Origin of the sequence: Actinoplanes sp. CA-142083 (assembly GCF_050942195.1) — a bacterium.
GTDB lineage: Bacteria > Actinomycetota > Actinomycetes > Mycobacteriales > Micromonosporaceae > Actinoplanes.
The window spans coordinates 4,787,501-4,811,558 of sequence record NZ_CP192076.1 but is presented as its reverse complement, the minus strand read 5'-3'; the positions used below and the strand labels follow the sequence as shown (position 1 = coordinate 4,811,558).

The following is a 24,058-nucleotide window of genomic DNA, read 5'->3' as shown; positions in this document are numbered from 1 at the left end:
CCCGGCACTGTCGCTCGGCATGCGGAAACTCATCATCGCCGCGGCCGCACTGGCCGCGCTGGCCCCGCTCGGCGCCTGCTCGTCGCCCGCGAAGCAGCCGGAGGTCGCGACGCTGGCCGGCGCTCCGTCGGCGGCGACACCCTCGCCGGCGAAAACGGCCGGACAACGGCCTCAGTTGCGGCTCGACACCAGCGACGAGGAGCGCGACCGCCTCTTCACCGCCTACGACGACTGCCTGGTCGGGCACGGCGTCAAGATGGTCCCGGTGCAGGAGGCCGCCCCGGCCGGCGCGACGCGGCGCCTCGACGACAGCGGCGAGCCCAAGGCGGCCTACCTCGCCTGCGCGAACAAGCTGCCCCTGCAGCCCAAGGAGCTCGACCCCGACAGCAACCCGCGGTTCGCCGAGCAGTGGAACGACAACGTGCGCTGCCTGCGCAAGCACGGCCTCAAGGTGCACGTCACCGTGCCCGGCGAATGGACCTACGACAGCTCCGACGTCGCGATCCCGCCCAACCAGGACGAGATCGAGCAGGCGTGCGTCAAGGAGGCGTTCGGTGCGGGCGATTAGGTTGTCCGTGGTCGCTCTGGTGCTGGCCGCGGGCGGCTGCCGGCCGGCCACGGCACCGGCCGCCGCCGTGCCGTCGCTGACTTTCGCGACCGTCACGAAAGCCGACCTGGCCGACAGCCGGTTGCTGCCGGGGACGCTGGACTACGGCGCGGGCGTGAAGGTGCGCGGCAGCGGGACCGGCATCGTCACCCAGCTTCCGGCGGTGGGCGCCAAGGTGCGCCGGGGCAAGGCGCTGTTCCGGGTCGACGACCAGCCGGTGGCCGTGCTGTTCGGCGACACTCCCCTGTTCCGGCCGCTGGACAAGCCCGGCCTGACCGGCCGGGACGTGGCGGAGCTGCGGGAAAATCTGGCCCTTCTCGGGTACGCGTCGATGCGCGTACGGGATCGGGACGTGCTCGACGCCAAGTTGCTCGACGCCGCCAAGCGGTGGCAGCACGACCTCGACATCCCCTCCCCCAGCTTCGTCACGCCCCAGCGGGCCGTCGTTCTCGACGGCCCGGGCCGGGTCAGCGCGGTCACCGCCCGGCCCGGTGACCCGGCCGGCGGCGACCTGCTCACGGTCACCGGCGCGACGAAGGTGGTGTCGGTGCCGGTCGCGGCCACCGACGCGAGCTCGATCCGGGTCGGCGCGGCGGTGAGCACGCTGCTGCCGAGCGGCGGCCAGACGCCCGGGGTGGTGCGCTCGGTCGGCACCCAAGTTTCGCCGGCCGAGGCGGGCGAGCCGCCGAAAGTTTCCGTGACAATCCGCCTCACCAAGCCCGCCGACGTGGCGAAACTCGACGCGGCGGCGGTGCAGGTGCGGTTCACCACGGCGGCCCGCAAGGGCGTGCTCTCGGTCCCGGTGGGCGCGCTGGTCGCGCTGCGCGAGGGCGGGTACGCGCTGCAGAAGCGGGACGGCTCGCTGGTGCCGGCCCGGATCGGGATGTTCGCCGGCGGCCTCGTCGAGGTGAGCGGGCCGCAGGTGGCCGAGGGCCTGGAAGTGGTGACGACGCCGTGACGGTCCTCGACTTGAAGGGCGTGACGAAGGCGTACGCGGGCGGGGTGGTCGCCCTCGATGACGTGTCGCTGAGCGTGCACCCGGGCGAGTTGCTGGCGATCGTGGGGCGGTCCGGATCAGGGAAGTCGACGCTGCTGAACATCATGGGCACCCTCGATGCGCCGAGCTCCGGATCCGTGCGCGTCGATGGTGTCGATGCCGGCGCCCTGCGCGACCGCCGTCTCTCCGCCCTGCGCGGCACCCGGATCGGCTTTGTCTTTCAGCACTTCCATCTCCTGGACGGGCTCACGGCTGTGGATAACGTCGCGACGGCGCTGTTGTACACGCGAACGCCGCGTAACAAACGCCGCGCGCTCGCGGAAGAGGCCCTGCGGCAGGTCGGTCTCGGCCATCGCGCGGGTCATCGGCCGCAGCAACTTTCCGGCGGCGAGAAACAGCGCGTCGCGATCGCCCGCGCGCTCGTGCACAGGCCGGCGTTGGTGCTCGCCGACGAGCCGACCGGCGCCCTCGACACCGCGACCGGAACCGCGGTTCTCGACCTGCTCATCGACATCAACAAACGCCTCGGCACAACCATCGCGGTGATCACCCACGACCGGGACGTGGCGGCGCGGCTGCCGCGGCGGATCACCCTGCGCGACGGGCGGATCGTCGCGTGATCGACACGTTCCTGCTGGGCCTGCTCGGCCTGCGCAGCCGCCGCCTCCGGGCCGTGCTGTCGGCGCTCGGCATCGCCATCGGCGTGGCCACGATGGTGGTGGTCACCGGCATTCCCGCGGCCGGACGGCAGGCGCTCGCCGACCGCCTGGCCGCGCTCGGCACGAATCTGCTGCGCGTGCAGCCGGTGACCTCGGACGCGACTCCGCCCTCACTTCCCGCCACGGCGCCCGGCATGGTCGCGCGGATCGGCCCGGTCACCCAGGTCAGCGCGATCGCCAACACGCACGCCGTGGTGCGCCGCTCGGACCTCGTCGACCCGCACGACGGCTCCGGCCTCAGCGTGCTCGCCGCGCGCACCGACCTCCTCGCCGCCGTCGGCGGCAAGATGCTTTCCGGTGGGTTCCTCGGGGCGGCCACGTCACGCTTCCCGACGGCGGTTCTGGGGTACGAGGCGGCCACGCGGCTCGGATATTCGTCGGTCCCGCCGCTCTCGCCGCCCAAGGTCACCATCGGCGACCGGTGGTTCACCGTCATCGGCATCATGGCGCCGGCGCCGCTCGCGCCCGACCTCGACCAGGCGGTGCTGGTCGGCTGGGAGGCGGCCCAGTCGGTGCTCGGCTTCGACGGCCGGCCCACGGTCCTCTACGTGCGAGCGCGGGAGGAGGCGCTCGACGACGTCCGGGCGGTGCTGCCGGCGACGGTCAACCCGGCGCTGCCGGGCTTTGTGCAGGTGAGCCGGCCGTCCGACGCCCTCGCCGCCAAACAGGAGGGCGACCGCACGTTCGGGGCGCTGTTCCTCGGCTTGGCGGCGGTGTCGCTGCTGGTCGGCGCGGTCGGGGTGGCGAACACGATGGTCATCTCGGTGCTGGAGCGGCGGCGGGAGATCGGGCTGCGGCGGGCGCTGGGCGCGCACCGCGGGCAGATCCGGGCGCAGTTCCTCACCGAGTCGGTGCTGCTCTCGGCCCTGGGCGGGCTTTCCGGCGCTCTGCTCGGCGTGCTCGCCACCATCGGGTACGCCCTGTGGCAGCGGTGGCCGGTCGTGATCCCGGCCGGACCGCTGGCGCTGGGGCTCGCGGGCGCGACGGTGGCGGGGGTGCTCGCGGGGGTCTACCCGGCCGTCCGGGCGGCTCGCCTCACGCCGACCTCGGCGCTGGCCTCGACCTAGGGCCTGTGTCGAAGTAGGAGACGGGCTGCGGCGTGGCCCAGCCGCCGTCTGGCCGCACGACGCGAACACCCCAATACAACCCCGGTATTCGGGCGCCCGCGTCGCACGCCCAGACGACACCTGGACCTCGCCTCGCTCCGGCCCCTACTTCGACACAGGCCCTCGGAGAAGAGCGGACGACGGGATTCGAACCCGCGACCCTCACCTTGGCAAGGTGATGCGCTACCAGCTGCGCTACGTCCGCGTTGAGGAAGACCATACCGGAAGCGCGTTGAGGATCGCGCGCAGCCCTGCGACGATTCCCCGGTGGTGTCGTCCTTCCCCGAGCTCGGCGAGTCGCCGGCTGAGATGAGCGTCTGGGCCTTCCCGGTGCTCACGCCCGAACAGTTCGCCCGCCTGGCCGGGTACGGCACGCGGCACCAGGCCGAGGCCGGTGAGATCCTCTACGACGTCGGCGACGAGAACTGCGATCTCATCCTGGTCGAGACGGCCACCGCCGAGGTGGTGCGCACGCCCACCGCGACCGCGCCCGAGGAGCTGTTCCTGACCGCCGGCGCCGGGCAGTTCCTGGGCGAGATGAACCTGCTGACCGGGCAGACCCGCCTGCTGTCGGCCCGGGTCAGCGCGCCCGGCCTGATCCACCGGATCGACGAGGCCGCGTTCCGCCTGCTGATGGCCCGCGACACCGAGCTCAGCGACCTGCTGCTGCACGCGTTCCTGGCCCGGCGGCTGCTGCTCGCCGACCGCTCGGGGCGCAACCTCGAGATCATCGGCGACGAGTCGACCGGCGCCGGGATCGCGCTGCAGACCTTCCTGAAGAGGCAGGAGCAGCCGCATCTCTGGCTGGCGCACACGTCGGAAGCGGGCCGCCGGGCGATGACCGAGGCCGGGCTGGCCGCCACCGATCTGCCGGCCGTGGTGACGCCGCGGGAGACGCTGCGCTCGGTCAACCCGGGGATCCTCAGCCAGCATCTGGGTCTCACCTATCGGCGTACCCCGAAAGGGGTCGCCGACCTCACGATCGTGGGCGCCGGGCCGGCCGGGCTGGCGGCGGCGGTCTACGGCGCGTCCGAGGGCCTGGAGACGGTGCTGCTCGACGCGGTCGCCACCGGCGGGCAGGCGGCCGCGAGCTCCCGCATCGAGAACTACATGGGCTTCCCGTTCGGGCTCAGCGGTGCCGCGCTGACCGGGCGGGCCGCCGTGCAGGCGCTGAAGTTCGGGGCCCACCTGGGCAGCCCGTGCGGCGTCGGCTCGCTGCGCACCTCGGCCGACGGGCACGTGATCACGCTGGTCGACGGCACCGAGATCCCGACCCGGACGGTGCTGATCGCGACCGGCGCGGCCTACCGCAACCTGCCGCTCGAACGCTGGCCTGACTTCGTGGGCTCGGGCATCTACTACGCGGCGACCGATCTGGAGGCGCAGGCGGTGGCCGGGCTGCCGGTCACGGTGGTCGGCGGGGCGAACTCCGCCGGGCAGGCGGCGATCTATCTGGCGCGGCGGGCGCGGAAGGTCACGCTCGTGGTCCGGGGTCCCGATCTGTACGCGAAGATGTCGAGCTACCTCGTCGAACGGATCCTCGCCGACCCGGGCATCGAGGTGCGGACGTCCACGCAGGTCACCGCCCTGCACGGCAGCACGCGGCTGGACGAGATCACGCTGACCTCCCCCGATATGTCGGCGGCGTGCGGGTGCTTCGGGCTGTTCTGCTTCATCGGGGCGGCGCCGGCCACGTCGTGGCTCTCCGATGTGGCGCTCGACCCGAAGGGGTTCGTGCTGACCGACGTGCAGCTGGGGTCGCGATGGACGGGCGCGGGGCGTGATCCGCTGCCGTTCGAGACGAGCGTTCCCGGAGTCTTCGCCGCCGGGGACGTCCGGCTGGACTCGATGAAGCGGGTCGCGGCGGCCGTCGGCGAGGGGGCCAGCGCCGTCCGCTCCGTGCACCGTGCGCTGGCCCTCGGGTAGCATCTGGCGAATGCCGAACGACCCTACGATCCGGTACGAGCCGGCGGATCCCGACGGCCTCGTGGTCGCCGCGCTCGCCGGTGAGCTCGACCTGGATCGCGCCGACGACGTCCGTGACAGCCTCGCCGCCGCGGCGGGCGTGGCGGGCTGCCGCTACCTGCGGATCGACGTCAGCGAGCTGGGGTTCATCGACTCGTACGGACTGGGGGCGCTGGTCAGCGCCCGCAACAGCGCCGCCGCCAAGGGCGTCACGCTCACCCTCGCCGAGCCGTCGCCGCCGGTGCGCAAGGCGATCGAGGTGACCGGGCTCGGGCACGTCTTCGGGCTCTGATCAACCCATTCTGATCAAAGCGTTGCCGCCCAGGACCAGGACGTCGGCGATGGCGACCAGGGCCATGCTGCGGCGCAGGCGGTGCGCCGCCACCTCGGGGTCGTCGTGGGCCAGGCCGATCACGGCGTAGACGATCGCGGCGATGACCAGCGGGATGCCGCCGATGAGCAGCAGGCCCACCGATTGCGGCGTCTTCTCCTGGGCCACCAGCAGGCTCACCATGGTCATCGGCACGATGCCGAAGAGCACCGCGGCGAGCACCGCATACCAGCGCAACTGCCGCAACCCGTCCGTCATGCCAGGCATGGTAGCCGGGGCAGTGATCAGCGCCGGGGGCGGCGGGTCATCCGTACGCCGGTGAGCGTCACCAGTGCCGCCTGCCGGCGCATGCGCCGCCGCGCGGCCGCGGGCGCGGCCCGGCCGGGTCCGCGATTCGCCCGCGGCGACAACTCGATCGTCTCCCGCGCCGGGGCTTCCTCTTCCGGCTCGGGCTCTTCCTCGTACGCGTCCTCTTCGATCGCGTCTTCCTCTTCGTCTTCCTCGAGCTCGAACTCCTCCTCCGCGACCGGGTCGTCGGAATTGCGGAGGGCGAAGGCGGCGAAGAGGTTGGCGAGGGCGAACAGCCCGCCCACCGCGGCGATGAACGGCGACCGCCCGAACGAGGTCACGACCAGCACGCTGATCGCGGCCGCGGTGGCCAGCGCGGCCGCGATGCCGCTGCGGCGGAAGTCGTGGTTGCCGCGGCCGATGGCCTGCACGGCCACCCGGGCGGACGCGGCGCCGAGCCCGGCCGCCACGACCCACCAGGTGACCAGCGGCCACATGCGATCCCACGTGCCGGTGTCGTCGTCGGCGAAGATGTAGGCCAGGAACGGCGCGCCCACCACCGCGATCAGCAGGAACAGCGCGGCGTTGATGGTGAGCACGATGCTCGCCGCCGTGACCGTGTCCACGCGCCGGGACCGCGAGAAGTCCCCAACTTCGATCATCTCCACCATGAGGTGGCACCGTAACGTATCGATACCACGATTTTCGACCTGCTCGGCTATCGAGCACCCTCCGGGCGGCTGAGCCACTCGGGGAAGGTCATGGCCCCGATGCGTGCCTCTCCGGTCGGCACCAACGACTTCTCCGACAGCAGGCCGCCGAAATACGTGGCCTCCGGATCGTCGACGACCTTGCGCTTGTCGTACGTGGCATCGAGGAATCGCCGCAGGAAGTCGCCCATCGAGAGCGACTCGGGCCCGGCCAGGTCGACGATCGCGTTCGCCGGCTCGGCCACGGCCACCTCGGCCAGCTCCGCCGCCACGTCGTCGGCCGCCACCGGCTGGAACTGGCCCACCGGCGCGTGCACCACGCCGTCGACGGTCGACGCGTCCGCGATCGTCTCCAGGAACTCGTAGAACTGGGTGGCGCGCACGATCGTGTACGGCACGCCGGACGCCTCGATCACCTTCTCCTGGGCGACCTTGGCGCGCTGGTAGCCACTGTCCGGGTTGCGGTCGGCGCCGACGATCGTGAGCGCGATGTGGTGCCCGACGCCTGCGGCCTTCTCCGCCTCGACCATGTTGCGCGACGAGGTCCGGAAGAAGTTCAGCACCTCGTCGTCGCCCCACGCGGGCGCGTTCATCACGTCGACCACCACCTGCGCGCCGGCCAGAGCCTCGGCCAGCCCTTTCCTGGTGACCGCGTCGACGCCGGTCGACCGCGACGCCGCGACCGCCTCGTGTCCCTCCGCCGCCAGCAGCTTGATCAGCTTGCGCCCGATCTGCCCGTTGCCCCCGAAGACGACAACCTTCATGGCTTCCACGCTCCCCCAACTCGGATATCTGTTGTCCGGGACTCTACCCGGACAAGATCTATCCGAGTCAAGTAGGGTGTGACCATGAAGATGTCCGGCGGTGTCGAGTGGGCCCTGCACTGCGCGTTCGCGCTGACCGCCGCCAATCGTCCGGTTCCCGCCGCCCGCCTCGCCGAGATGCACGACGTCTCCCCCACATACCTGGCCAAACAGCTCCAGGCGCTGTCCCGGGCCGGCCTGATCCACTCCGTGCAGGGCCACGCGGGGGGTTACGCGCTGAGCCGCCCGCCGTCGGAGATCACCGTGCTGGACGTGGTCGAGGCGATCGACGGCCACTCCCCCGCCTTCATCTGCACCGACGTCCGCACCCGCGGCCCGCTGCCCGCCTCTCCGGAGGCCTGCCGCACCCCGTGCGCGATCCACAAGTCGATGCTCGCCGCCGACGACGCCTGGCGCGCTTCCCTGCGCTCGGTGACCATCGCCGACCTGGCCGCCGACGTCACCGGCGAGCACGGCCCCGGCGTCCTGGCCGGCGTCCGCGCCTGGCTCAGCACCGAAGGGGCAGCCCGGGGGGTGTGAGAGAGACCGGGCCGCCCCTCCGGGCCCACGGCACGCCCCACGGGGGCTGGGCGCGCCGGGAGCCTCACACCTACATCTTGTAGGGGCGGCCCGGAACCCTCAACCCGGTAGTCCCGCCGCCGATCGCCACGTCGACCCATCCGGGGTCCGCCGGACGCAACCACCCAGCACCCAGGTGGGCACTTGCCGTGCACCGTACGCCCCGGAATCTCTTTCCCATGCCCGGCCGACAACGCGGCTGGACAACGCGGGGGAGATTGAATGTTTCGCAAGTCCGTGTACTCGCTTGCCGCTGTGCTCGCCGGTGTCGGTGCCGCCCTGGGCGGAGCCGGCCAGGCGGCGCAGGCCGCGGCCGACGCGCCGGTCGCCAAGACCGCGTGCGTGACCAACGCCAAGCTGGTGCCGAGCTGCAACGTGCTGTGGGGCGCCGCCGCCGGCGGTTTCACGAGCCTGCCGCGCGACCACGAGCTGCGCACCTGGGAGAAGCTCTCCGGGCGCACCTCCACCATCTTCCACACGTACCACAAGGGTGACGAGAAGTTCCCCACCGCCGCCGAGATCGCGATGACCCAGGACAAGGCGCACCCCCGGGTGCTGCTCCTGAACTGGCGCGTCGAATACGGCTCGACCTGGGCGAACGTCGCCGCCGGCAAGCTCGACAAGCGCATCGACGCCTTCGCGGCGCGCATCAAGTCGACGTACGCGAACAAGAAGTTCTTCCTGGTGCTCAACCACGAGCCCGAGGACGACGTGCGCCCCAACGCCGGCTCCGGCATGACGGCCAAGGACTTCCGCGCGTCGTTCCGCCACGTCATCCAGCGCCTGCGCTCGAAGGGCGTCAGCAACGCGGTCAGCGTCGTCGCCTACATGGGCAACGAGAAGTGGATGGCGCAGTCGTGGTGGAAGGACCTGTACCCCGGTGACGACGTCGTCGACTGGGTCGGCCTCGACTCGTACGTGAGCGCCGAGCAGAACTACTACCACCACGGCATGTTCGGCGACCTGCTCGACCGTCGCGCCCCCGGCGGCGTCGGCTTCTACGACTGGGCCGTGCGCAACCACAAGAGCAAGCCCATCATGGTCGCCGAGTGGGGCGTCTACCACCGCGTCGGCAGGGTCACCGACAAGTCCGCCCAGTACAACAGCGTCCTGCCCGAGCTGCGCAAGCGCCCCGCCATCAAGGCGATCGTCTACTTCGACACGAAGAAGGACGCCTTCGGCGACCGCGACATCAGCATCAACAGCTCGGCGAAGAGCCTGACCACCTTCAAGAAGCTGGCCACGAACCCGATGTTCAACGTCCAGCTCCGATAACCACGACGAGCCGCCCGGCCCACGCCGGGCGGCTCACCCCTTTCCATGCCTACGCGACCGAGCCGACGCGGATACTGCTGCGGGCGGCCGCGCGAAAGGCTTCCCTTCGCACTTCGTACCCGTCCCACAACTCGTTCCAGGGCACCTGCACGCCGGGCTCGTCTCTTGCGTAGTCCTCCATCTGTGCGAGCCATTCGTACAACTCCTTGGCCGCCTCCCTGACGTGGCTCTCACTCTGGAGCGACAGTCGTTCCCACGCTCTCTCGCGAGGGAGCCGCGCGTCGGCGAGCCTTCGCACGCATGTTTCCCGGTCCAGCCGATCGGTGTACTTGAAGTCGCCCTTGTCTCTCGCCCTGCCCATGACGATCACGACAGTTTCCTTGAGCGCCTCCGCGTAGGTGAGGTATGCCTCCTCGCGCTTGGCGGCCTCGGTCTTGGCCCAGTCGTACCTCTGCTGCTGCTTGATCGAGTCGATCTGGAACCGTCGCTGTGCTGCCGCCGCCGCGTAGGTGCCCGCTATGCCGCCAAGCCCGATCACGCCGGTGACCACCGGCGCCAGCCACTCCATCGCCATGGGGCCATGGTCGCCGATCAATGCACCCCGGCCCGGCCAACGGGTCGCTAGGCTGCGGGGATGGTCCGGGACGAGTTGCTGCGGCTGCGCGCGAGCGCCGAGGCCGAGGCGGCGACGCTGGCCCGCGACCTGGAGGCGCTGTTCACCGCTTCGCGGGATTCGAACGCCGATGACGAGCACGACCCGGAGGGCGCCACCATCGGCTTCGAGCGCGCCCAGCTGACCGCGCTGCTGGCCGCCGCGCGGGAGCGGATCACCGAGGTCGACGACGCGCTGCGCCGGGTGGACGCGGGGACCTACGGCACCTGCGAAAGGTGCGGCGGGCCGATCGCCGCCGAACGGCTCGCCGCGCGGCCCTTCGCCCGCAACTGCATCGCCTGCGCATAGGCTATTTCGAGCGCCAGGCACGCTCCGCAACGCGGTAGGTCGGCTCGTCGAAAAGGACCAGGCGGGCGACCTCCACGGTGGCCGGCGAGGCCTCCAGCGCCGTCAGAGCCTGGACGACCGCGTCCTCCTTCGGCCAGCGGTACACGCCGGAGGAGATCAGCGGGAAGGCAATCGACTGCGCGCCCAGGCCGTCGGCGACCGTCAAGCATGCCGTGTAGCAGCTGTGCAGCAGCGGCGCGCGATCCACATCGGCGCTGAACACCGGGCCGACGGTGTGGATCACCCACCGGGCGGGCAGCCGGCCGGCGGTGGTCGCCACCGCCTGGCCGACCGGCAGGCCCCGCCCGTATCGGCTCGCCCGCAGCGCGCGGCACTCCTCGAGAATCGCCGGGCCGCCCTTGCGGTGGATCGCCCCGTCGACTCCGCCGCCGCCGAGCAGGGACGAGTTGGCCGCGTTGACGATCGCGTCGACCTGCTCGGTCGTGATGTCGCCGACAGCCAGCTCGATCCGCATGGGGGTATTAGATGGCGGCGGGGGTCAGGAAGTCGAACAGTTAACGCCGTTGAGGCGGAAGTCGGTGGGGGCGGCGTTGGTCCCGCTGTAGCCGGCCTGGAACCCGAAGGTGACCGTGCCGTTCGCGGCGACGGACCCGTTCCAGGACGCGTTGCGTACGGTCACCGCCTGGCCCGACTGGCTGTAGGTGGCGTTCCACGCGTTGCCGATCCGCTGATTCCCGGCGAAGGTCCACGTCAGAGCCCACGAGCTGACGGCCGGCCCGGTGTTGGTGACGGTCACCGCCGCGGTGAAGCCGGTGCTCCACTGGTTGAGCTCATAGCGGACGGCACAAGCGGCGCCGGGGGTCGTCGTGCCTGTCCGCGGGAAGCGGATCACCCGGTCGTCGTTGGCCGCGGGGGTGCCGCGGCCGTCGCGGTTGCTCGTGGTTATCCACAGCCACCCGTCCGGTCCCTGCTCGACGGTGCGCAACCGGCCGTAACTTCCGGTCAACTGGGCGGTCGGCGTGCCGCCGTCGATGGGCACCTGCCACAGCCGGGTGCCGCGCAGGGCGGCCGCGTACAGGGTGTCGCCGACGATGGCGGCGCCGCTGGGCGAGGCCTCGGCGGTGGACCATTGCACGATCGGGTTGCGGAACCGGGGATCGGTGCCGTTGCCCTCGACGATGGGCCAGCCGTAGTTGCCGCCGGCGACGATCTGGTTCACCTCGTCCCACGTGTTCTGGCCGAACTCGGTGGCGAACAGCCTGCCCTGCGCATCCCAGGCCAGGCCCTGCACGTTGCGGTGGCCGAGGCTGTAGACCAGCGAGCCGGCGAACGGATTGTCCGGCGGGACGCCGCCGTCCGGGCGCATCCGGAGGATCTTGCCGTTGAGGCTCTGCTGGTTCTGCGCGTTGGCGGTGTTGCCGGCGTCGCCGACGCCGGCGTAGAGCATGCCGTCGGGGCCGAACTCGATCCGGCCGCCGTTGTGGATGCTGGCCTTGGCGAGGCTTGTCAGCACGGGCTCGACCGTCTGCGGCGCGCTGAGCCGGAACCGGACGATCCGGTTGTCGGTGGCCGCGGTGAAGTAGGCGTACACGTAGCTGTCCTGCGCGTACGTCGGAGAGACGGCCAGGCCGAGCAGGCCGCCCTCGCCGCTGGGCGCGACGCCGGGAACCGTGGCCACCGTCTCGGGTGACGCGCCGGGCCGCAGCCGCAGGATCCGGGCGGACATCCGCTCGGCGACCAGCGCGCTGCCGTCGGGCAGGAAGGTCAAACCCCAGGGCACCTCGGTGCCGGTCGCGACCACGTCGGGCCGGGTGAAGTCGAAGCTGGGCGTCGCGGCTGCGGCGGGCGCTTCCATGGACGCCAGAACCAACGTGGCCGCGGCCAGAACAGCAAACCGCCTGATCATGCGCTACCTCCCGAACCAATAGAGAGACAGCCATCAATGTAACAGCGCGCACGCGACGCTGCAGAAGCGGCCAAGCGGCGCGTGCCGGCCTCTAGCCGCGAAGGTTGACCGGGAGCTCGTCGAGGCCGAAGACGATCGAGGCGCGGCGGAACTTGAGCTCGGCGGGCGGCACGGCCGGCGTCATGTCCGGGAACCGGCGGATCAGCGCCGGGTACGCCGTGCGCAGCTCCATCCGGGCCAGTTCCGCCCCGACGCAGCGGTGGATGCCGTAACCGAACGCCATGTGCGACTTGTGCGGATCGCGAGCGGGGTCCATCCGCTCCGGATCGTCGCCCACCACGTCGTCGCGGTCGGCGCCGCTGAGCGAGCAGATCACCACGTCACCGGCGCGGATGTCGGCGTCCGCGACGCGGACGTCCTTGACCGCCACCCGGGGGAAGGCCACCTGCACCACCGTGAGGTAGCGCAGCAGCTCCTCGACCATCTGGTCGACGTTGTCGCCCTCGCGCATGCGGGCGGCCATGCCCTTGTCGCTCATCAGCACCAGCGCGCCGAGCGCCAGCATGCTCGCCGACGTCTCGAGGCCGCCGGTGAGCACGCCGTCGGCCAGGCCGGCCAGCTCGCGGTCGTCGATCTCGTCGCCGTGCGCCCGGATCAGCGACCCGAGCAGGCCGTCGCCGGGGTTGCGGCGCTGCTCCGTGATCAGGCCGCCGAGGTAGGTCAGCGATTCGCCGATGGTGTCCAGCGTCGTGTGCGCGCCCTCGGCCATGTCGAAGCGGGCGGTGCTCAACTTCTGGAAATAATCGCGATCCGCGTACGGGACGCCGAGCAGCTCGCAGATCGTCAGGGCGGGGATCGGCAGCGCGAAGTCGTGCCAGAGGTCCGCCGTGCCGTCCGTCTCGGCCATCGCGTCGAGCCGGCCGGCCACGATCGCGTCGATGCGCGGCTGGAGGCGGGCGAGGCGGCGCATGGTGAACTCGGGCGTCAGCACCTTGCGCAGCCGGCTGTGCACCGGCGGGTCGGCGAACCCGAGGCCGCCCGGGTCCTGGGCGACGCTGATCCCGATCCGGCCGGCGAACTTGCCGAAGTCGTTGCTGTAGCCGTCGATGCTGCCGAGCACCTGCCGGACCGGCTCGTAGCCGGTGACCAGCCAGGCGCGCATGCCGAACGGCAGCGGCATGCGCGCTACCGGGCGCTGCGCGCGCCACTCGGCCATCCGCGGCACCGGGTCGAGGCCGTCGCGGTGCAACGGCCAGAGGATCTTGTCGGGCAACATGGACAAACCCGCGTACGGGCCGTTGCCGCCGGAGAACCGGCGCGCGACCAGCCCCAGCACCTGTGACCGCACCGCGGACACCATCGCCGTCATGCCCACCGGGTCCTCCACCCCACGCGCCGGATTTTCGTTCGGAGCATGATCACACGGCCCTCATCAAATTCTCGTGTGGCCCGCGATGAAAATCCTCACTCGTTCCGGGCGTCTTCGTCGACGAATCAGGCATAGACGGTTGCGCTGCGTGCTGGAAGTATCGACGCATGGTAGCCAGCCATGGCTGAGGTGCCGATATCCGGGCCCGGGCACGATCCGTGGACCGTGGCGCTGTTCGCGGCGTCCGACCTGCGCGCCCTGGGCTGCGGCGTGCTCGTCGACCGGCGGCGGGTGCTGACGTGCTGGCACGTCGTGGACGGCAAGGCTGATCTGTTCGTCACGTTCCCCAAGGCAGGCGTGTCCCGCGCGGTCCGGCGGTCGATCAAGGAGGTACGCGGCAGCGCCGAGACCGACGTGGCGGTCCTGGAGCTCGACGATCTCGCCCCGCCCGAGGCGACCCCGGCCCCGCTGCGGTCCCCGCTCCCCCGCGCGCTCAACGGCGACCAGTGGTGGGCGTTCGGCTTCCCGCAAGATTCCCCGCTCGGGGCGGAGGCGCACGGCCGGGTCGGCGGACCGCTCGCGTACGGATGGGTGGGTCTGGAAACCCGATCGAGGTTCATCGTGCGCGCCGGGTTCAGCGGCTCGGGTCTGTGGTCACGCGACTTCAACGCGATCGTCGGCCTGGTCGGGCAGGCCCGGGCCGGCGGGGCCCACGCGGGCGACGCGCAGGCGATCACCCTGCACCAGATCGACCAGGACCTCCCGGAGGAGAAGCTGCGCGAGCTCACCGCCTGGTCGGTCGCGGCGGCCGGGGACACCGCGCTCGAGGCGTGGGGCTGGTCGCTGCGCGAGGACGTCGAAGCGGTGCGCCACTGGCGGCCACGGGCGCGCGGGGTCTCGATCGACACCGAGGGCGGCTACCGGTTCCGCGGGCGCGCCACCGCGCTCGCCGAGATCGTGGAGTGGCTGCGCCGCCCTCGGCCCGACCCGCGGGTGCTGATCGTGACCGGCTCGCCCGGTGTCGGCAAGTCGGCGGTGCTGGGCCGGATCGTCACCACCGCCGACAAGGATGTGCGGGCCGCGCTGCCCAGCGACGACCGCAACGTGGCCGCGCCGATCGGGTCGGTGTCGTGCGCGGTGCACGTGAAGGGCAAGACGGCGCTCGACGTGGCGGTGGAGGTGGCGCGGGCGGCGTCGGTGCGCATTCCGCACACTGTGGACGAGCTGGTCCCGGCGCTACGCGACCGGCTCTCGCACGCGGGCGGGCGACGGCACTTCAACCTGGTCTTCGACGCGCTGGACGAGGCGGTGAACCCGCGGCAGGCGCGGCTGGTGGTCTCGTCGCTGCTGCTGCCGATCGCACGGCAGTGCTCCCGCTACGGCGCGCAGGTCATCGTGGGGAGCCGCCGGGTCGACGACGGCGGGGAGCTGCTGCGCGCGTTCGGTCCGGGGACCCGGCTCATCGACCTCGATCGGGCGGAGTATTTCGCGCCGGAGGACCTGGAGGACTATGCGGAGGCGACACTGGCGCTGCTCGGCGCGGAACGGCCGGGGAACCCGTACGCGGATCATGATGTCGCCGCCCCCATCGCCCGCCGCATCGCGGCACTGGCGGAACGAAACTTTCTCATCGCGGGTTTGATCGCCCGTTCGCACGGGCTCTACGACACTGTCGCGGTCACCGCCGAGGAGCTTTCGTTCACCGCGACCGTGGACGACGCGCTCGCGGCCTATCTGCACCGGCTGCCGGCGGTCGACGGGCGGCCCGCCACCGGCATCCTCACCGCGCTCGCCTACGCGCAGGCGCCCGGGCTCGCGCCCGACCTGTGGCAGGTGGCGCTGGAGGCGCTCGGCATCACGATCTCGCGGGAGGCGCTGGTCGGCTTCGTCGGCTCGTCGGCCGCGAACTTCCTGGTCGAGAGCAGCGACTCGCGGTACCGGCTGTTCCACCAGGCGCTCAACGACGCGCTGCTGCGCGGGCGGGAGCGCAGCGGCGAACGGGAGGAGGACGAGGCGGCGCTGGCGGCGCAGTTCATCGGGCACGGCCGCCGGGTGGGCTGGGCGCGCACCGACGCGTACCTGTTGCGGTCCCTACCGGCGCTGGCCGCCCGCGCCGGAATGATCGACGCCCTGCTCGCCGACGACGCCTTTCTCCTGTACGCCGACCTGCCGCGGCTCACCCAGCTCGCCGAGCAGGCCGCCTCGCCGGAGGGGCAGGCGCGCGCCCGGTTGCTACGCCTGACCCCCCACGCCATCCGGGCCGCGCCGGCCGAACGAGCCGCCATGTTCGGGGTGACCGCCGAGATCGAGCAGCTCGGCAGCACCTTCGCCGGGTGGCGCGGCCTGCCGTACCGGATCCGGTGGGCGTCGGTGCCGAGCCGTTCCGAGCACAGCGCGCTCGAGGGACACGCCGGCGCCGTGCGGGCGATCTGCGCGGTCACGGTCAACCGGCGGGCGCTGCTCGCCACGGCCGGCGAGTACGGCTACGTCCGGCTCTGGGACCCCGCCAGCGGCCGCCGCTGGGACGTGCCCATCCGCGGCGATCCGGTGTTCGCGCTCTGCAAGGTCGTCGTCGGCGGTCGTGTCATGCTCGCGGCCGGCGGCAGCAGCGGGGCAGTCTCGCTCGTCGACCCGATCGACCGCAGCGTGGCCGGGACGCTCGCCGGTCCGGCCCAGCCGATCCGCGCGCTCACCACGATCACCGTCGGCGATCAGCAGCACCTGGCCGCGGGCGCCGACGACGGCATGGTCCGCACCTGGAGCCTCGCCGACGGGCGGTCGCGCAGCTACGAGGCGCACTCCGCCGGGGTCCGGGCGGTGACCACGTTCCGCAGCGGCGGCCGGCAACTGCTGCTCAGCGCGGGCGCCGACCTGCAGGTCCGCGTCTGGGACCCGGCCACCGGCCAGGCGGTGAGCGCCCTCGACCTGCTCGCGCTCTCGGGCCACGTCGACAGCCTGCGCGCCGCCCGGATCATGGCGTTCGAGGGGCACGGCGTGCTGGTCACCGCGAACGGCGCCGAGGCGCGGATCTGGAACCTGCGCGACGGCGGCGCGCCCGGCCCGGTCTTCGCCGGCCACGGCAAAGCGGTCCGCGACGTCGTCCCGGTGCAGGTCGCCGGCCGTACCCTGCTGGCCACCTCGGCCGCCGACGGCGACGTGCGCGTCTGGGACCCGTCCGACGGCCGCTGCCTGCGCGTCTTCTCCGGGCACACCGACGTCGTCCACGCCCTGTGCACCCTGACCGTCGACGGGCACGACTTCCTCGCCTCGGCCAGCCGCGACCGCACCGCGCGCCTGTGGGCCGTCTCCGGCGCCGAGGCGCGCCCCGGTCCTACCGGACGCGGCGGCCGGGTCAGCGTCGCCTGCCCGATCCGGGTCGCCAGCCGGCGCCTGGTCGCCGTGGCCGACGGCGAAGGCGGGCCGGTGCGCCTGCAGGACATCGAAACCGGTGCCGAGACCCACACGCTCGACGGCGTCGCGACCTCGGTCATCGGCCTGTGCCCGGTGGCCGGCGGGCACGAGCTGCTCGCCATCGCCACCAAGCGCGGCCTTCTCGCCACCTGGGATCCGACGGTGACGCGCGGCCGGCACACGCTGTACCGGCGGTTCGAGACCGTGCACGCGATCTGCGCGACGCACGGCCGCGACGGCACCCCGATCGTCGCGGTGGTCGGCGACCGCCGCCTCTACCTGCACCGCCCGGGTGCCGACCGCTTGATGGCGCGGCACCGCATGGGTGGCTTCCTCCCCGACGGCGAGATCATGTCGCACCTGGACTCGCTGCACACCGTCTGCCCGGTGCCCGTCGACGGGAGCACGATGCTGGCCACGGCCGGCGACGATCCCGCGGTGATGCTGTGGACCCCGGGCGGGCGTCTGGTCGCGGCGCTGACGGGACATCGCGGTCCGGTGCGGTCGCTGGTCACGGTCACCGTCGACGACCGGGTGCTGCTGGCGAGCGGCAGCGACGATCAGATCGTACGGGTGTGGGAGCCGGCCACGCGGCAGTGCGTGTCGACCCTGGCCGGGCATCTGGACGGGGTCGACGCGCTCTGTCCGGTCACCGTGGACGACCGGGCGATGCTGGCCTCCGGGGGACGGGACCGGACCGTACGCGTCTGGGATCTCGCCAGCCGGTCGCTGGTCCTGACCATTCCGGTGCACCATCCGGTGCTGACGTGCCTGGAGGTCTCGGGCCTGCTGTTCGTAGGGCTGACGGCGGGGTCGCTCGCCCTCGACCTCAACACCCGCCGCAACGAGCTGGCCCACTTCCGCGAGATCTAGCGGCGCACCTTGAAACGCAGGTGCAGCACCCGGTCGCCCTGGATGACGACGTGCGGATCCTCCAGCAGATGCTGCCCCTCGACGCTGCCGAAATAGCGCCGGCCCGACCCGAAGACCACCGGCACCACGTCGATCGCCACCTCGTCGACGAGGCCCGCCGCGAGGATCTGGCCGCCCACCTCGCCGGCGTTCACCGCGACGTCGCGATCGCCGGCGAGCTCCTTGGCCTTCGCGACCGCGGCGGTCACGTCGTCGACGAAGTGGTACGACGCCTCGGGATGCCAGCCCTCGGGCTTGGGCCGATGGGACACCACGACCACGTGATCGCCGGCGGGCGGTTCGCCCTCCCATCCGTTGACCTGGTCGAAGAGGCGGCGGCCCATGATGATCGTGCCGAGGCCCGCCCACGTCGACTTGACGTAGTCCGCCGACGCTCGCGAGATCTTCATGCTGCCGCCCTCGACGATCGGGACGTCCCCGCTGAAGTACCAGTCGTGAAGGGGGCCGACGTCGTCCTTCTCGTCGGCGATGAAGCCGTCCACCGACGCCACGCTGTGCAAGATCACTGTGCCCACGGGTGCTCCTCCTTGTGCGGTCGCCCCCGATCCTGTCGCCCCCGGAAGGTGATCGGCTTGTAAAAAATCACTCGGCCGGCATCGGGCCCGCATCCGGGGAGAAACCCGGCTCGGCGGGGAAGCGGCGGCGCAGCTCCAGGTAGCCGGTCGGGGTGTGGCCGGTGAAGTCCTTGAACTCGCGGATGAAGTGGGCCTGGTCGAAGTAGCCCGCGGTCTGGGCGACCTCGGCCCAGTCGACGGGTTGCCGGGCGTCCACCGTGATGATCAGCTGGGCGAAGCGGTAGATCCGCGCCATCCGCTTCGGGGTGATCCCGACGTGCTGCTTGAACTGCGCGGCCAGGTGGTTGCCAGTCACCCCGGCGGCGTCGGTCAGCGCGCCGATCGGGACGGTGCCGTAGGACGACTCCAGGCGCCGGCCGGTGTGCCGGACCAAATCGAGGCCCTGCGACGGCGACCCGGCGAGCCGCGATCGCAGCTCCTCCTCCAGGACCCGCAGCGAGTCGGTGACCTCGTCGCGGATCCGATCCACCGACCGCTGCCAGCCGCGGTCCACCGGCATCCAGGCGTTTCGTAGCTCGGACGCGGGCGTGTCGACGAACGGCGACATCCCCCACGGCTTGAAATGCACCCCGACGAGCCGGACCGGGATCGGGTACTCGACGAGGAAGCGCCGGGTCCAGACACCCATGAACCATGAGCCGTCGAGCAGGGCCGGCGGCACCGCCGGGTCGGAATCCCACAGGCGTACGGGTCCGCCGAGGTTGACGAACAGGTGGGCCGACGGCATCGGCGGGACATTCATCATGCGGTGCCGGGGGATGCCGCTCATGCAGTAGATGTCGTCGATGAACAGGTCGAGCGGCGGGGCGGGCGCCCGGCTGACGTAGTCCATCGGCCTATTGTGGCTTGGTGCGCCACCTTCGGCTGTTGACCGCCACGCTGGTCTGTGGCGTCGCGGCAGCCTGTTCCGGCCCTACGCCCTCCGGCCCTGTGCCCTCCGGCCCTGTGTCCTCCGGTCCTGTGTCCTCCGGCCCTGCGTCCTCCGGCCCGGCGCCCACCAGCTCTGCGCCCGCCGCGTCCCCCTCTCCGTCGGTGAAGCCTCACGGCAATGCCACCGCCGCGCCGGCCTGGCTCGGCACCCGGGTTCTGCCGACCGGTTCGAACGGCTTCGCCTCGGCGCGGACCACCCCGCCGGAGCTGACCCATCGATCTCTCGTTACGACCGACGACCTGCCGCCGCCCGCCGACGGAGCCTTCCACTCCACGGTCCAGGCCGTGCCGCCGAGTGTGCTCGCCCGTTCCACCTGGACCAGCGCCTGCCCGGTGAAGGCCACCGACCTGCGCTACGTGACGGTCGGCTTCCGCGGCTTCGACGGGCTCGCGCACACCGGTGAGCTACTGGTCAACGCGCGTGCGGCCAAGGATCTGGTCACGGTCTTCGGCCGGTTGTTCGCCGAGGGTTATCCGATCGAGCGGATGCGGGTGACCAGCGCCGCCGAGCTCACCGCCCCGCCGACCGGGGACGGCAACACCACGGCGGTGTTCGCCTGCCGGCCGGTGCGCGGTCAGAAGGCCTGGTCGCAGCACGCGTACGGCCTCGCCGTGGACGTCAATCCGTTCCAGAACCCGTACCACAAGGGCAAGGTCGTGCTCCCCGAGCTGGCCACGTCCTACCTGGATCGCGGCGCCGTCCGGCCCGGCATGATCGTCGCGCGCGGGCCGGTGGTGAAGGCGTTCGCCGCCATCGGCTGGGAGTGGGGCGGCGACTACCGCTCGCTGAAGGACTACATGCACTTCTCGCTCACTGGCGGCTGATCAGGCCCGACACGGTGACGAACTCGAAACCCCGCGCCTTGAGGCCGGTGACCAGGTCCTTCAGCGCCTCGAGCGCCACCAGCCGCCGCTCGTCGCCGACGTCGTGCGCCAGAATGATCGATCCCGGCCGGACCGTGTCGACGAGATCCTTGGCCTGCCCGGCGGGGTCGTCCTTGAAACGCCGCTCGCGCATCTGCCGGTCCCAGAGCACCACGTCGTACCCGAGCGAGTCGGCTGCCAGCACGGTGGACCCGCCGAGGTGCCCGAACGGCGGGCGCATGAGCGTGGGCGTACGCCCGAGCTTCTCCTCGATGATCTCGCGGGTGCGCCGGAGGTCGTCCTGGATCTGGGGAAGGTCCATGGTCGCGAGATCCCGGTGGGCCCACGAGTGGTTGCCCACCTCATGCCCGTCGAGCCGGTCCTTGACCAGGCCGGAGTGGTCGCGGACGTTGCGGCCGACCATGAAGAAGGTGGCCGGCACCCCGGCCTCTTCCAGCGCATCGAGGAACCAGGGCGTGTACCGCGGCGCCGGCCCGTCATCGAACGTGAGCGCGACAAGGGGTCGCGACGTCTCCACGAAGTACCGGATGTGCACCGAGGAAGTGCCGACCGCACCCTGATTGTCGGCGGCGGCCGCGTACCCGCCACTGAGCGGCGGATGATCCCACCCGCACCACCGTGGCACCTCGGTGACGCCGACGGCCCCCGTGGCCGCCCCGGCCGCCGCGAGCCCCACCCCGCGCAGCAGCCTTCGCCGGCTTATCCCCTCCATGACCCCGTGCACCGTCCCCCGTGTGAAGCGCCCGCACCAAACGAACGCGAACACCACGGTGGTTGATCAAGGCGACCCGGGCCATCCCGCCAAGGTCAGAAATCGCGCCCGGCCGGCATCAGCCGAAAGAGGGACTCAGGGTGTCCGCGATCGGGTCGAGATCCGGCAGGTCGAGGCCTTCGAGCTCGCCCACCCGCTCCCGGAAGTCGTCGAACCTCTCGGCCGCCTCCTCGGACTTGCCGGAGTCGCGGGCCCGGACCACGCCTTCGAGGTCGCGCAGCAGCGCCTTGGCGGTCTTGGGTCGCAGCCGGCCGCTGTCGGCCTCGTTCTGGATGAGGATGGCGAGACCGATGATCCGGTCGACCGGCGTGGCCCGGGCGGGCGCCGCGGTCGTGGCAGTTGCCGGGGGCGCTGACGATGGCGCCGCTTCGGTCGACCGGGCCGCCGGGGACGCCGTCGCCGTAGCCGTCGGTGCCGGCGCGGGCGGCTCGGCGGCGGGGGTGGCCGGCCGATCGCCGCCGGCCGCCAGCGCGATGACCAGGGCCATGGCGAGCACGGCGGCGAGTACTACGCCGGCCACCAGCATGGCCTCCCGGTCGCGCGTCCATCGGTGGCCCCGCCGGACGTGCGACGCGGGAAGCACCGCCGTCAGCTCGGGAAGCACCGCCGTCAGCTCGGGAAGCGCCGTGGCGGGCATGGCCGCGGCGGCGGGCTCCGGCATCTCGGGGCCACCGATCGCCCGCAGCCGATCCCGGACCGACCAGGCCGCCTCCGGCCGGTCGGCGGCGTGCTTGGCCAGCAGTTCCTCCACCAGTCGGTGCAGGTCATGCGGCACGTCGTCGCGGTGGGCACGCAGCGGCACCGGCGGTTCGTTCAAATGCAGCTCGAGTACGTCGATCGGATTGTCCGCGGCGAACGGCGGGGCCCCGGCCAGCATCGCGTAGAGCACGCAGCCCACGGCGTACAGGTCGGCACGTCCGTCGACCGGGTCGCCGGCGGCCTGCTCGGGCGCCATGTAATGACAGGTCCCCACGACGTTGCCGGCGCCGGTCAGCGCCACGTCGCCGCCGGCCCGGTCGAGCAGCGCGACCCCGAAGTCGCACACCTTCACCAGGCCGGACGGGTCGACGAGGATGTTGGACGGCTTGATGTCGCGGTGCACGACGCCGGCCGCGTGGGCCGCGCCCAGCGCGTCGCAGATCTGGGCGGCGATCGACACCGCCTGGCCGACCGGCAGGCGGCCCCGCAGCGCGATCACCTCGGTCAGGCTCCGGCCGTCCACCAGCTCCATGACCAGGTACGCGGCGTCCTCGGCGATGTCGATGTCGTACATCCCGACGATGTTGTCGTGCGCGAGCCGGGCCACCGACCGGGCCTCGCGGCGCAGCCGCTCCAGCGCCGCCGGGTCGGTTCGCGACCGCGCGTCGAGGATCTTCACCGCCGCGTCCCGTTCCAGGCGTGTGTCGCACGCCTGCCACACCGTGGCGGTGCCACCGTGCCCCAGCGGCCGTTGCAGGCGGTAGCGGCCGCCCAGTACCCGATTCGACATGGCGAGAAGAGCGCGATCGGGCGGCCGCCTGTTACACCCCTATCGGGTTGTTCGATAGGTGCTCCGTCCGTCCTGGCCGCTCGCCGCCTGGTAATCGGCGAGACCTTGCCGCTCGATGTCGTTCCAGAAGTACAGCTCCTGCCCGGCGGGCACCCGGCCGCCGTACGTGTTGCGGTCCAGCACCAGCCGGGCGTTCTTGGCCGCGCCGCCGGCCGGCGCGACCCGCTGCAGCAGCACCGCCTCGGGGTTCGTCGAGATCACGGTGTTGCGGGTGATCGTGGTGTCGTGGACGTAGTACTGCAGCAGCATCTCGGGCGACCCGTCGCGCAGCGTGTTGTTGCCGCGCAGGAAGTTGCCGGTGACCGTGATGTCGTACGCCTCGCCGCGGTCCTGGTCGTAGCCGCCGATCGCGAGGCCGGTGAAGCGGCTCCGCGTGACGGTGTTGCCGCTGACCCGTACGGCGTTGGTGCGGCCCTGCTTCCACTCCGAGGCGACCTCGATGCCGATGTCGGAGGCGTCCACCCGGTTGCCGGTGATGGTGATCGAGCCGCCGCCGTCGACGTAGATGCCGTCGGCGCAGTTGCACCAGGAACCGTCTTCCCAGTACGCCGGGTTGCCCTCGCTGATGATGCGGGACACCTTGTTGTAGGCGATGAGCCCGTGGCGCGCCCGGTTGACGTCGGTGAACCGGGCCGGGCCGGTGATGGTGTCCTCGAAGCCGATGGCGTCGATGCCGATGTTGTTGTTGTCGTGGATGACGTTGTGGGTCACCGACCAGCCGTCGACGTTGCCGTTGAGCACCAGGGTCTCGCTGGCGCCGAGGACGAGATGGTCGAGCTCGTTGCCGGCGATCCGCACGTCCGAGAGCGACCGCGCCGCGCTCGTGCCGTAGACGGCGATGCCGTGCGCGTTCATGTCGAAGCTGCCCAGCGTGCCGTTGTCGTTGCCGAGGTGGTGGATGTGGTTGCCGGTGAGCCGGATCGTGCGGCCCGAGCCGGTCACGAAGATGCCGATCGGAACGGCGTCGAGGGACTTGGTGCGGTATCCGGTGATGGTGAGGCCCTGGACGGCGACGTCGGAGCTGTCCCGGATCTCGACCATGCCGCTCTGGTCGGCGAGCGGCTTCAGGCCGGCGCCGTCGAGCACCGGGGTCGCGCGGGCGGCGGCCCGCACCGTGACGTGGGCGCGGTTCTTGATGACGATCCGCTGGCGGGCGTACGTGCCGCCGGCGAGCACCACCGTCCCGCCGGAACGGCCGAGGCGGTTGACGGCGAGCTGCGGCGTTCGCAGCGGGGAGCGCGCGGTGCCGGAGGCGGAATCGGACCCGTGCGGTGACACGTACAGGGTCGTGCCACGATGCGCCTGCGCCTCGGTCCCGGAGAGGCCGAGAACGACGGCCGCGGTGCTGACAATCAATGCGATGCGGCGGACGAGCGACATGCCGCGT

23 protein-coding genes and 1 tRNA gene are annotated in these 24,058 nt (G+C 71.8%); 11 read left to right on the top strand and 13 right to left on the bottom strand.

What is annotated here, in order from left to right:
* The first annotated feature begins 19 nt into the window (after positions 1-19).
* The 4 genes from ACQPZX_RS22000 to ACQPZX_RS21985 are packed head-to-tail and all read left to right on the top strand — an operon-like array spanning position 20 to position 3,390.
* The gene (locus tag ACQPZX_RS22000; protein WP_433383674.1) at positions 20-568 is read left to right on the top strand and encodes a hypothetical protein; all 549 of its coding nucleotides are present in this window, start codon (positions 20-22) and stop codon (positions 566-568) included.
* Positions 555-1,565, top strand: a complete 1,011-nt coding sequence (locus ACQPZX_RS21995; protein ID WP_433383673.1) for a hypothetical protein — start codon at positions 555-557, stop codon at positions 1,563-1,565. The genes ACQPZX_RS22000 and ACQPZX_RS21995 overlap by 14 nt, the downstream gene beginning before the upstream one ends.
* Positions 1,562-2,224, top strand: a complete 663-nt coding sequence (locus ACQPZX_RS21990; protein ID WP_433383671.1) for an ABC transporter ATP-binding protein — start codon at positions 1,562-1,564, stop codon at positions 2,222-2,224. Before ACQPZX_RS21995 ends, ACQPZX_RS21990 begins: the two co-directional genes overlap by 4 nt.
* Positions 2,221-3,390, top strand: a complete 1,170-nt coding sequence (locus ACQPZX_RS21985; protein WP_433383669.1) for an ABC transporter permease — start codon at positions 2,221-2,223, stop codon at positions 3,388-3,390. Before ACQPZX_RS21990 ends, ACQPZX_RS21985 begins: the two co-directional genes overlap by 4 nt.
* A 171-nt stretch (positions 3,391-3,561) precedes the next feature.
* Here the strand turns inward: ACQPZX_RS21985 and ACQPZX_RS21980 are convergent.
* Positions 3,562-3,634: transfer RNA gene (locus tag ACQPZX_RS21980), tRNA-Gly, on the bottom strand.
* A gap of 62 nt (positions 3,635-3,696) precedes the next feature.
* On the opposite strand from ACQPZX_RS21980, the gene ACQPZX_RS21975 reads away from it, so the two are divergent.
* Complete coding sequence (locus tag ACQPZX_RS21975) at positions 3,697-5,355, top strand: FAD-dependent oxidoreductase (protein WP_433383667.1); 1,659 nt, start codon at positions 3,697-3,699, stop codon at positions 5,353-5,355.
* 10 nt (positions 5,356-5,365) lie between these two features.
* Positions 5,366-5,686 (top strand): STAS domain-containing protein, encoded by a 321-nt coding sequence (locus ACQPZX_RS21970; RefSeq protein ID WP_433383665.1) that lies wholly within the window; start codon positions 5,366-5,368, stop codon positions 5,684-5,686.
* Here the strand turns inward: ACQPZX_RS21970 and ACQPZX_RS21965 are convergent, their stop codons facing one another.
* The 3 genes from ACQPZX_RS21965 to ACQPZX_RS21955 are packed head-to-tail and all read right to left on the bottom strand — an operon-like array spanning position 5,687 to position 7,487.
* Positions 5,687-5,983 carry a hypothetical protein gene (locus ACQPZX_RS21965; RefSeq protein ID WP_433383663.1) on the bottom strand — a complete coding sequence of 99 codons (297 nt, stop codon included), beginning with the start codon at positions 5,981-5,983 and terminating at the stop codon, positions 5,687-5,689. It lies immediately after the preceding gene.
* Between the two features lie 26 nt (positions 5,984-6,009).
* Complete coding sequence (locus tag ACQPZX_RS21960) at positions 6,010-6,684, bottom strand: hypothetical protein (RefSeq protein ID WP_433383661.1); 675 nt, start codon at positions 6,682-6,684, stop codon at positions 6,010-6,012.
* A 47-nt stretch (positions 6,685-6,731) separates the two neighbouring features.
* Positions 6,732-7,487: an SDR family oxidoreductase gene (locus tag ACQPZX_RS21955; protein WP_433383659.1), complete on the bottom strand. Its 756-nt coding sequence runs from the start codon at positions 7,485-7,487 to the stop codon at positions 6,732-6,734.
* 84 nt (positions 7,488-7,571) lie between these two features.
* Here ACQPZX_RS21955 and ACQPZX_RS21950 point away from each other — a divergent pair, with 84 nt between their 5' ends.
* Both ACQPZX_RS21950 and ACQPZX_RS21945 read left to right on the top strand, forming a co-directional pair.
* Entirely contained in the window at positions 7,572-8,066 is a 495-nt protein-coding gene (locus ACQPZX_RS21950; protein WP_433383657.1) for an RrF2 family transcriptional regulator, read from the top strand.
* Between the two features lie 261 nt (positions 8,067-8,327).
* Complete coding sequence (locus ACQPZX_RS21945; RefSeq protein ID WP_433383655.1) at positions 8,328-9,380, top strand: glycoside hydrolase family 26 protein; 1,053 nt, start codon at positions 8,328-8,330, stop codon at positions 9,378-9,380.
* 49 nt (positions 9,381-9,429) lie between these two features.
* On the opposite strand, the gene ACQPZX_RS21940 is transcribed toward ACQPZX_RS21945, so the two are convergent.
* Positions 9,430-9,954: a hypothetical protein gene (locus tag ACQPZX_RS21940; protein ID WP_433383653.1), complete on the bottom strand. Its 525-nt coding sequence runs from the start codon at positions 9,952-9,954 to the stop codon at positions 9,430-9,432.
* Positions 9,955-10,014: 60 nt separating this feature from the next.
* Between ACQPZX_RS21940 and ACQPZX_RS21935 the strand changes: the two genes are divergently transcribed.
* Complete coding sequence (locus ACQPZX_RS21935) at positions 10,015-10,341, top strand: TraR/DksA family transcriptional regulator (protein ID WP_433383651.1); 327 nt, start codon at positions 10,015-10,017, stop codon at positions 10,339-10,341.
* A gap of 1 nt (position 10,342) precedes the next feature.
* Here ACQPZX_RS21935 and ACQPZX_RS21930 read toward each other — a convergent pair whose 3' ends face one another.
* The 3 genes from ACQPZX_RS21930 to ACQPZX_RS21920 form a co-directional block, all read right to left on the bottom strand.
* Positions 10,343-10,855 (bottom strand): O-acetyl-ADP-ribose deacetylase, encoded by a 513-nt coding sequence (locus ACQPZX_RS21930; protein ID WP_433383650.1) that lies wholly within the window; start codon positions 10,853-10,855, stop codon positions 10,343-10,345.
* 24 nt (positions 10,856-10,879) lie between these two features.
* Entirely contained in the window at positions 10,880-12,247 is a 1,368-nt protein-coding gene (locus ACQPZX_RS21925; protein WP_433383649.1) for a PQQ-dependent sugar dehydrogenase, read from the bottom strand.
* 91 nt (positions 12,248-12,338) lie between these two features.
* On the bottom strand, positions 12,339-13,616 hold the full coding sequence (locus ACQPZX_RS21920) for a cytochrome P450 (protein WP_433383647.1): 1,278 nt from the start codon (positions 13,614-13,616) through the stop codon (positions 12,339-12,341).
* Positions 13,617-13,796: 180 nt separating this feature from the next.
* Here ACQPZX_RS21920 and ACQPZX_RS21915 point away from each other — a divergent pair, with 180 nt between their 5' ends.
* Positions 13,797-17,900, top strand: a complete 4,104-nt coding sequence (locus ACQPZX_RS21915) for a trypsin-like peptidase domain-containing protein (protein WP_433383645.1) — start codon at positions 13,797-13,799, stop codon at positions 17,898-17,900.
* Here ACQPZX_RS21915 and ACQPZX_RS21910 read toward each other — a convergent pair.
* Together ACQPZX_RS21910 and ACQPZX_RS21905 are read right to left on the bottom strand one after the other, a co-directional pair.
* Positions 17,897-18,475, bottom strand: coding sequence for a dihydrofolate reductase family protein (locus ACQPZX_RS21910; RefSeq protein WP_433383643.1), 579 nt, complete (start codon positions 18,473-18,475; stop codon positions 17,897-17,899). The genes ACQPZX_RS21915 and ACQPZX_RS21910 overlap by 4 nt on opposite strands.
* 67 nt (positions 18,476-18,542) lie before the next feature.
* Positions 18,543-19,367 (bottom strand): helix-turn-helix domain-containing protein, encoded by an 825-nt coding sequence (locus ACQPZX_RS21905; protein ID WP_433383641.1) that lies wholly within the window; start codon positions 19,365-19,367, stop codon positions 18,543-18,545.
* Between the two features lie 200 nt (positions 19,368-19,567).
* Between ACQPZX_RS21905 and ACQPZX_RS21900 the strand changes: the two genes are divergently transcribed.
* Entirely contained in the window at positions 19,568-20,290 is a 723-nt protein-coding gene (locus tag ACQPZX_RS21900; RefSeq protein WP_433383639.1) for a M15 family metallopeptidase, read from the top strand.
* On the opposite strand, the gene ACQPZX_RS21895 is transcribed toward ACQPZX_RS21900, so the two are convergent.
* From ACQPZX_RS21895 to ACQPZX_RS21885, 3 genes are all read right to left on the bottom strand, one after another.
* On the bottom strand, positions 20,277-21,062 hold the full coding sequence (locus ACQPZX_RS21895) for a polysaccharide deacetylase family protein (RefSeq protein ID WP_433383637.1): 786 nt from the start codon (positions 21,060-21,062) through the stop codon (positions 20,277-20,279). The two genes, ACQPZX_RS21900 and ACQPZX_RS21895, sit on opposite strands and share 14 nt — an antisense overlap.
* 118 nt (positions 21,063-21,180) lie before the next feature.
* Positions 21,181-22,611: a serine/threonine-protein kinase gene (locus tag ACQPZX_RS21890; protein ID WP_433383635.1), complete on the bottom strand. Its 1,431-nt coding sequence runs from the start codon at positions 22,609-22,611 to the stop codon at positions 21,181-21,183.
* 39 nt (positions 22,612-22,650) lie between these two features.
* Positions 22,651-24,051, bottom strand: coding sequence for a hypothetical protein (locus tag ACQPZX_RS21885; protein WP_433383633.1), 1,401 nt, complete (start codon positions 24,049-24,051; stop codon positions 22,651-22,653).
* Positions 24,052-24,058 lie beyond the last annotated feature (7 nt).

Excerpts from the sequence above, each read along its gene's own strand:
- ACQPZX_RS22000 (WP_433383674.1), top strand. The coding sequence starts at position 20 with ATGCGGAAACTCATCATCGCCGCGGCCGCACTGGCCGCGCTGGCCCCG.
- ACQPZX_RS21905 (WP_433383641.1), bottom strand. The coding sequence starts at position 19,367 with ATGGACTACGTCAGCCGGGCGCCCGCCCCGCCGCTCGACCTGTTCATC.
- ACQPZX_RS21935 (WP_433383651.1), top strand. The coding sequence starts at position 10,015 with ATGGTCCGGGACGAGTTGCTGCGGCTGCGCGCGAGCGCCGAGGCCGAG.
- ACQPZX_RS21955 (WP_433383659.1), bottom strand. The coding sequence starts at position 7,487 with ATGAAGGTTGTCGTCTTCGGGGGCAACGGGCAGATCGGGCGCAAGCTG.
- ACQPZX_RS21915 (WP_433383645.1), top strand. The coding sequence starts at position 13,797 with ATGGCTGAGGTGCCGATATCCGGGCCCGGGCACGATCCGTGGACCGTG.
- ACQPZX_RS21965 (WP_433383663.1), bottom strand. The coding sequence starts at position 5,983 with ATGACGGACGGGTTGCGGCAGTTGCGCTGGTATGCGGTGCTCGCCGCG.
- ACQPZX_RS21940 (WP_433383653.1), bottom strand. The coding sequence starts at position 9,954 with ATGGCGATGGAGTGGCTGGCGCCGGTGGTCACCGGCGTGATCGGGCTT.
- ACQPZX_RS21925 (WP_433383649.1), bottom strand. The coding sequence starts at position 12,247 with ATGATCAGGCGGTTTGCTGTTCTGGCCGCGGCCACGTTGGTTCTGGCG.
- ACQPZX_RS21960 (WP_433383661.1), bottom strand. The coding sequence starts at position 6,684 with ATGGTGGAGATGATCGAAGTTGGGGACTTCTCGCGGTCCCGGCGCGTG.
- ACQPZX_RS21920 (WP_433383647.1), bottom strand. The coding sequence starts at position 13,616 with ATGACGGCGATGGTGTCCGCGGTGCGGTCACAGGTGCTGGGGCTGGTC.
- ACQPZX_RS21890 (WP_433383635.1), bottom strand. The coding sequence starts at position 22,611 with ATGTCGAATCGGGTACTGGGCGGCCGCTACCGCCTGCAACGGCCGCTG.
- ACQPZX_RS21970 (WP_433383665.1), top strand. The coding sequence starts at position 5,366 with ATGCCGAACGACCCTACGATCCGGTACGAGCCGGCGGATCCCGACGGC.
- ACQPZX_RS21895 (WP_433383637.1), bottom strand. The coding sequence starts at position 21,062 with ATGGAGGGGATAAGCCGGCGAAGGCTGCTGCGCGGGGTGGGGCTCGCG.
- ACQPZX_RS21950 (WP_433383657.1), top strand. The coding sequence starts at position 7,572 with ATGAAGATGTCCGGCGGTGTCGAGTGGGCCCTGCACTGCGCGTTCGCG.
- ACQPZX_RS21930 (WP_433383650.1), bottom strand. The coding sequence starts at position 10,855 with ATGCGGATCGAGCTGGCTGTCGGCGACATCACGACCGAGCAGGTCGAC.
- ACQPZX_RS21945 (WP_433383655.1), top strand. The coding sequence starts at position 8,328 with ATGTTTCGCAAGTCCGTGTACTCGCTTGCCGCTGTGCTCGCCGGTGTC.
- ACQPZX_RS21885 (WP_433383633.1), bottom strand. The coding sequence starts at position 24,051 with ATGTCGCTCGTCCGCCGCATCGCATTGATTGTCAGCACCGCGGCCGTC.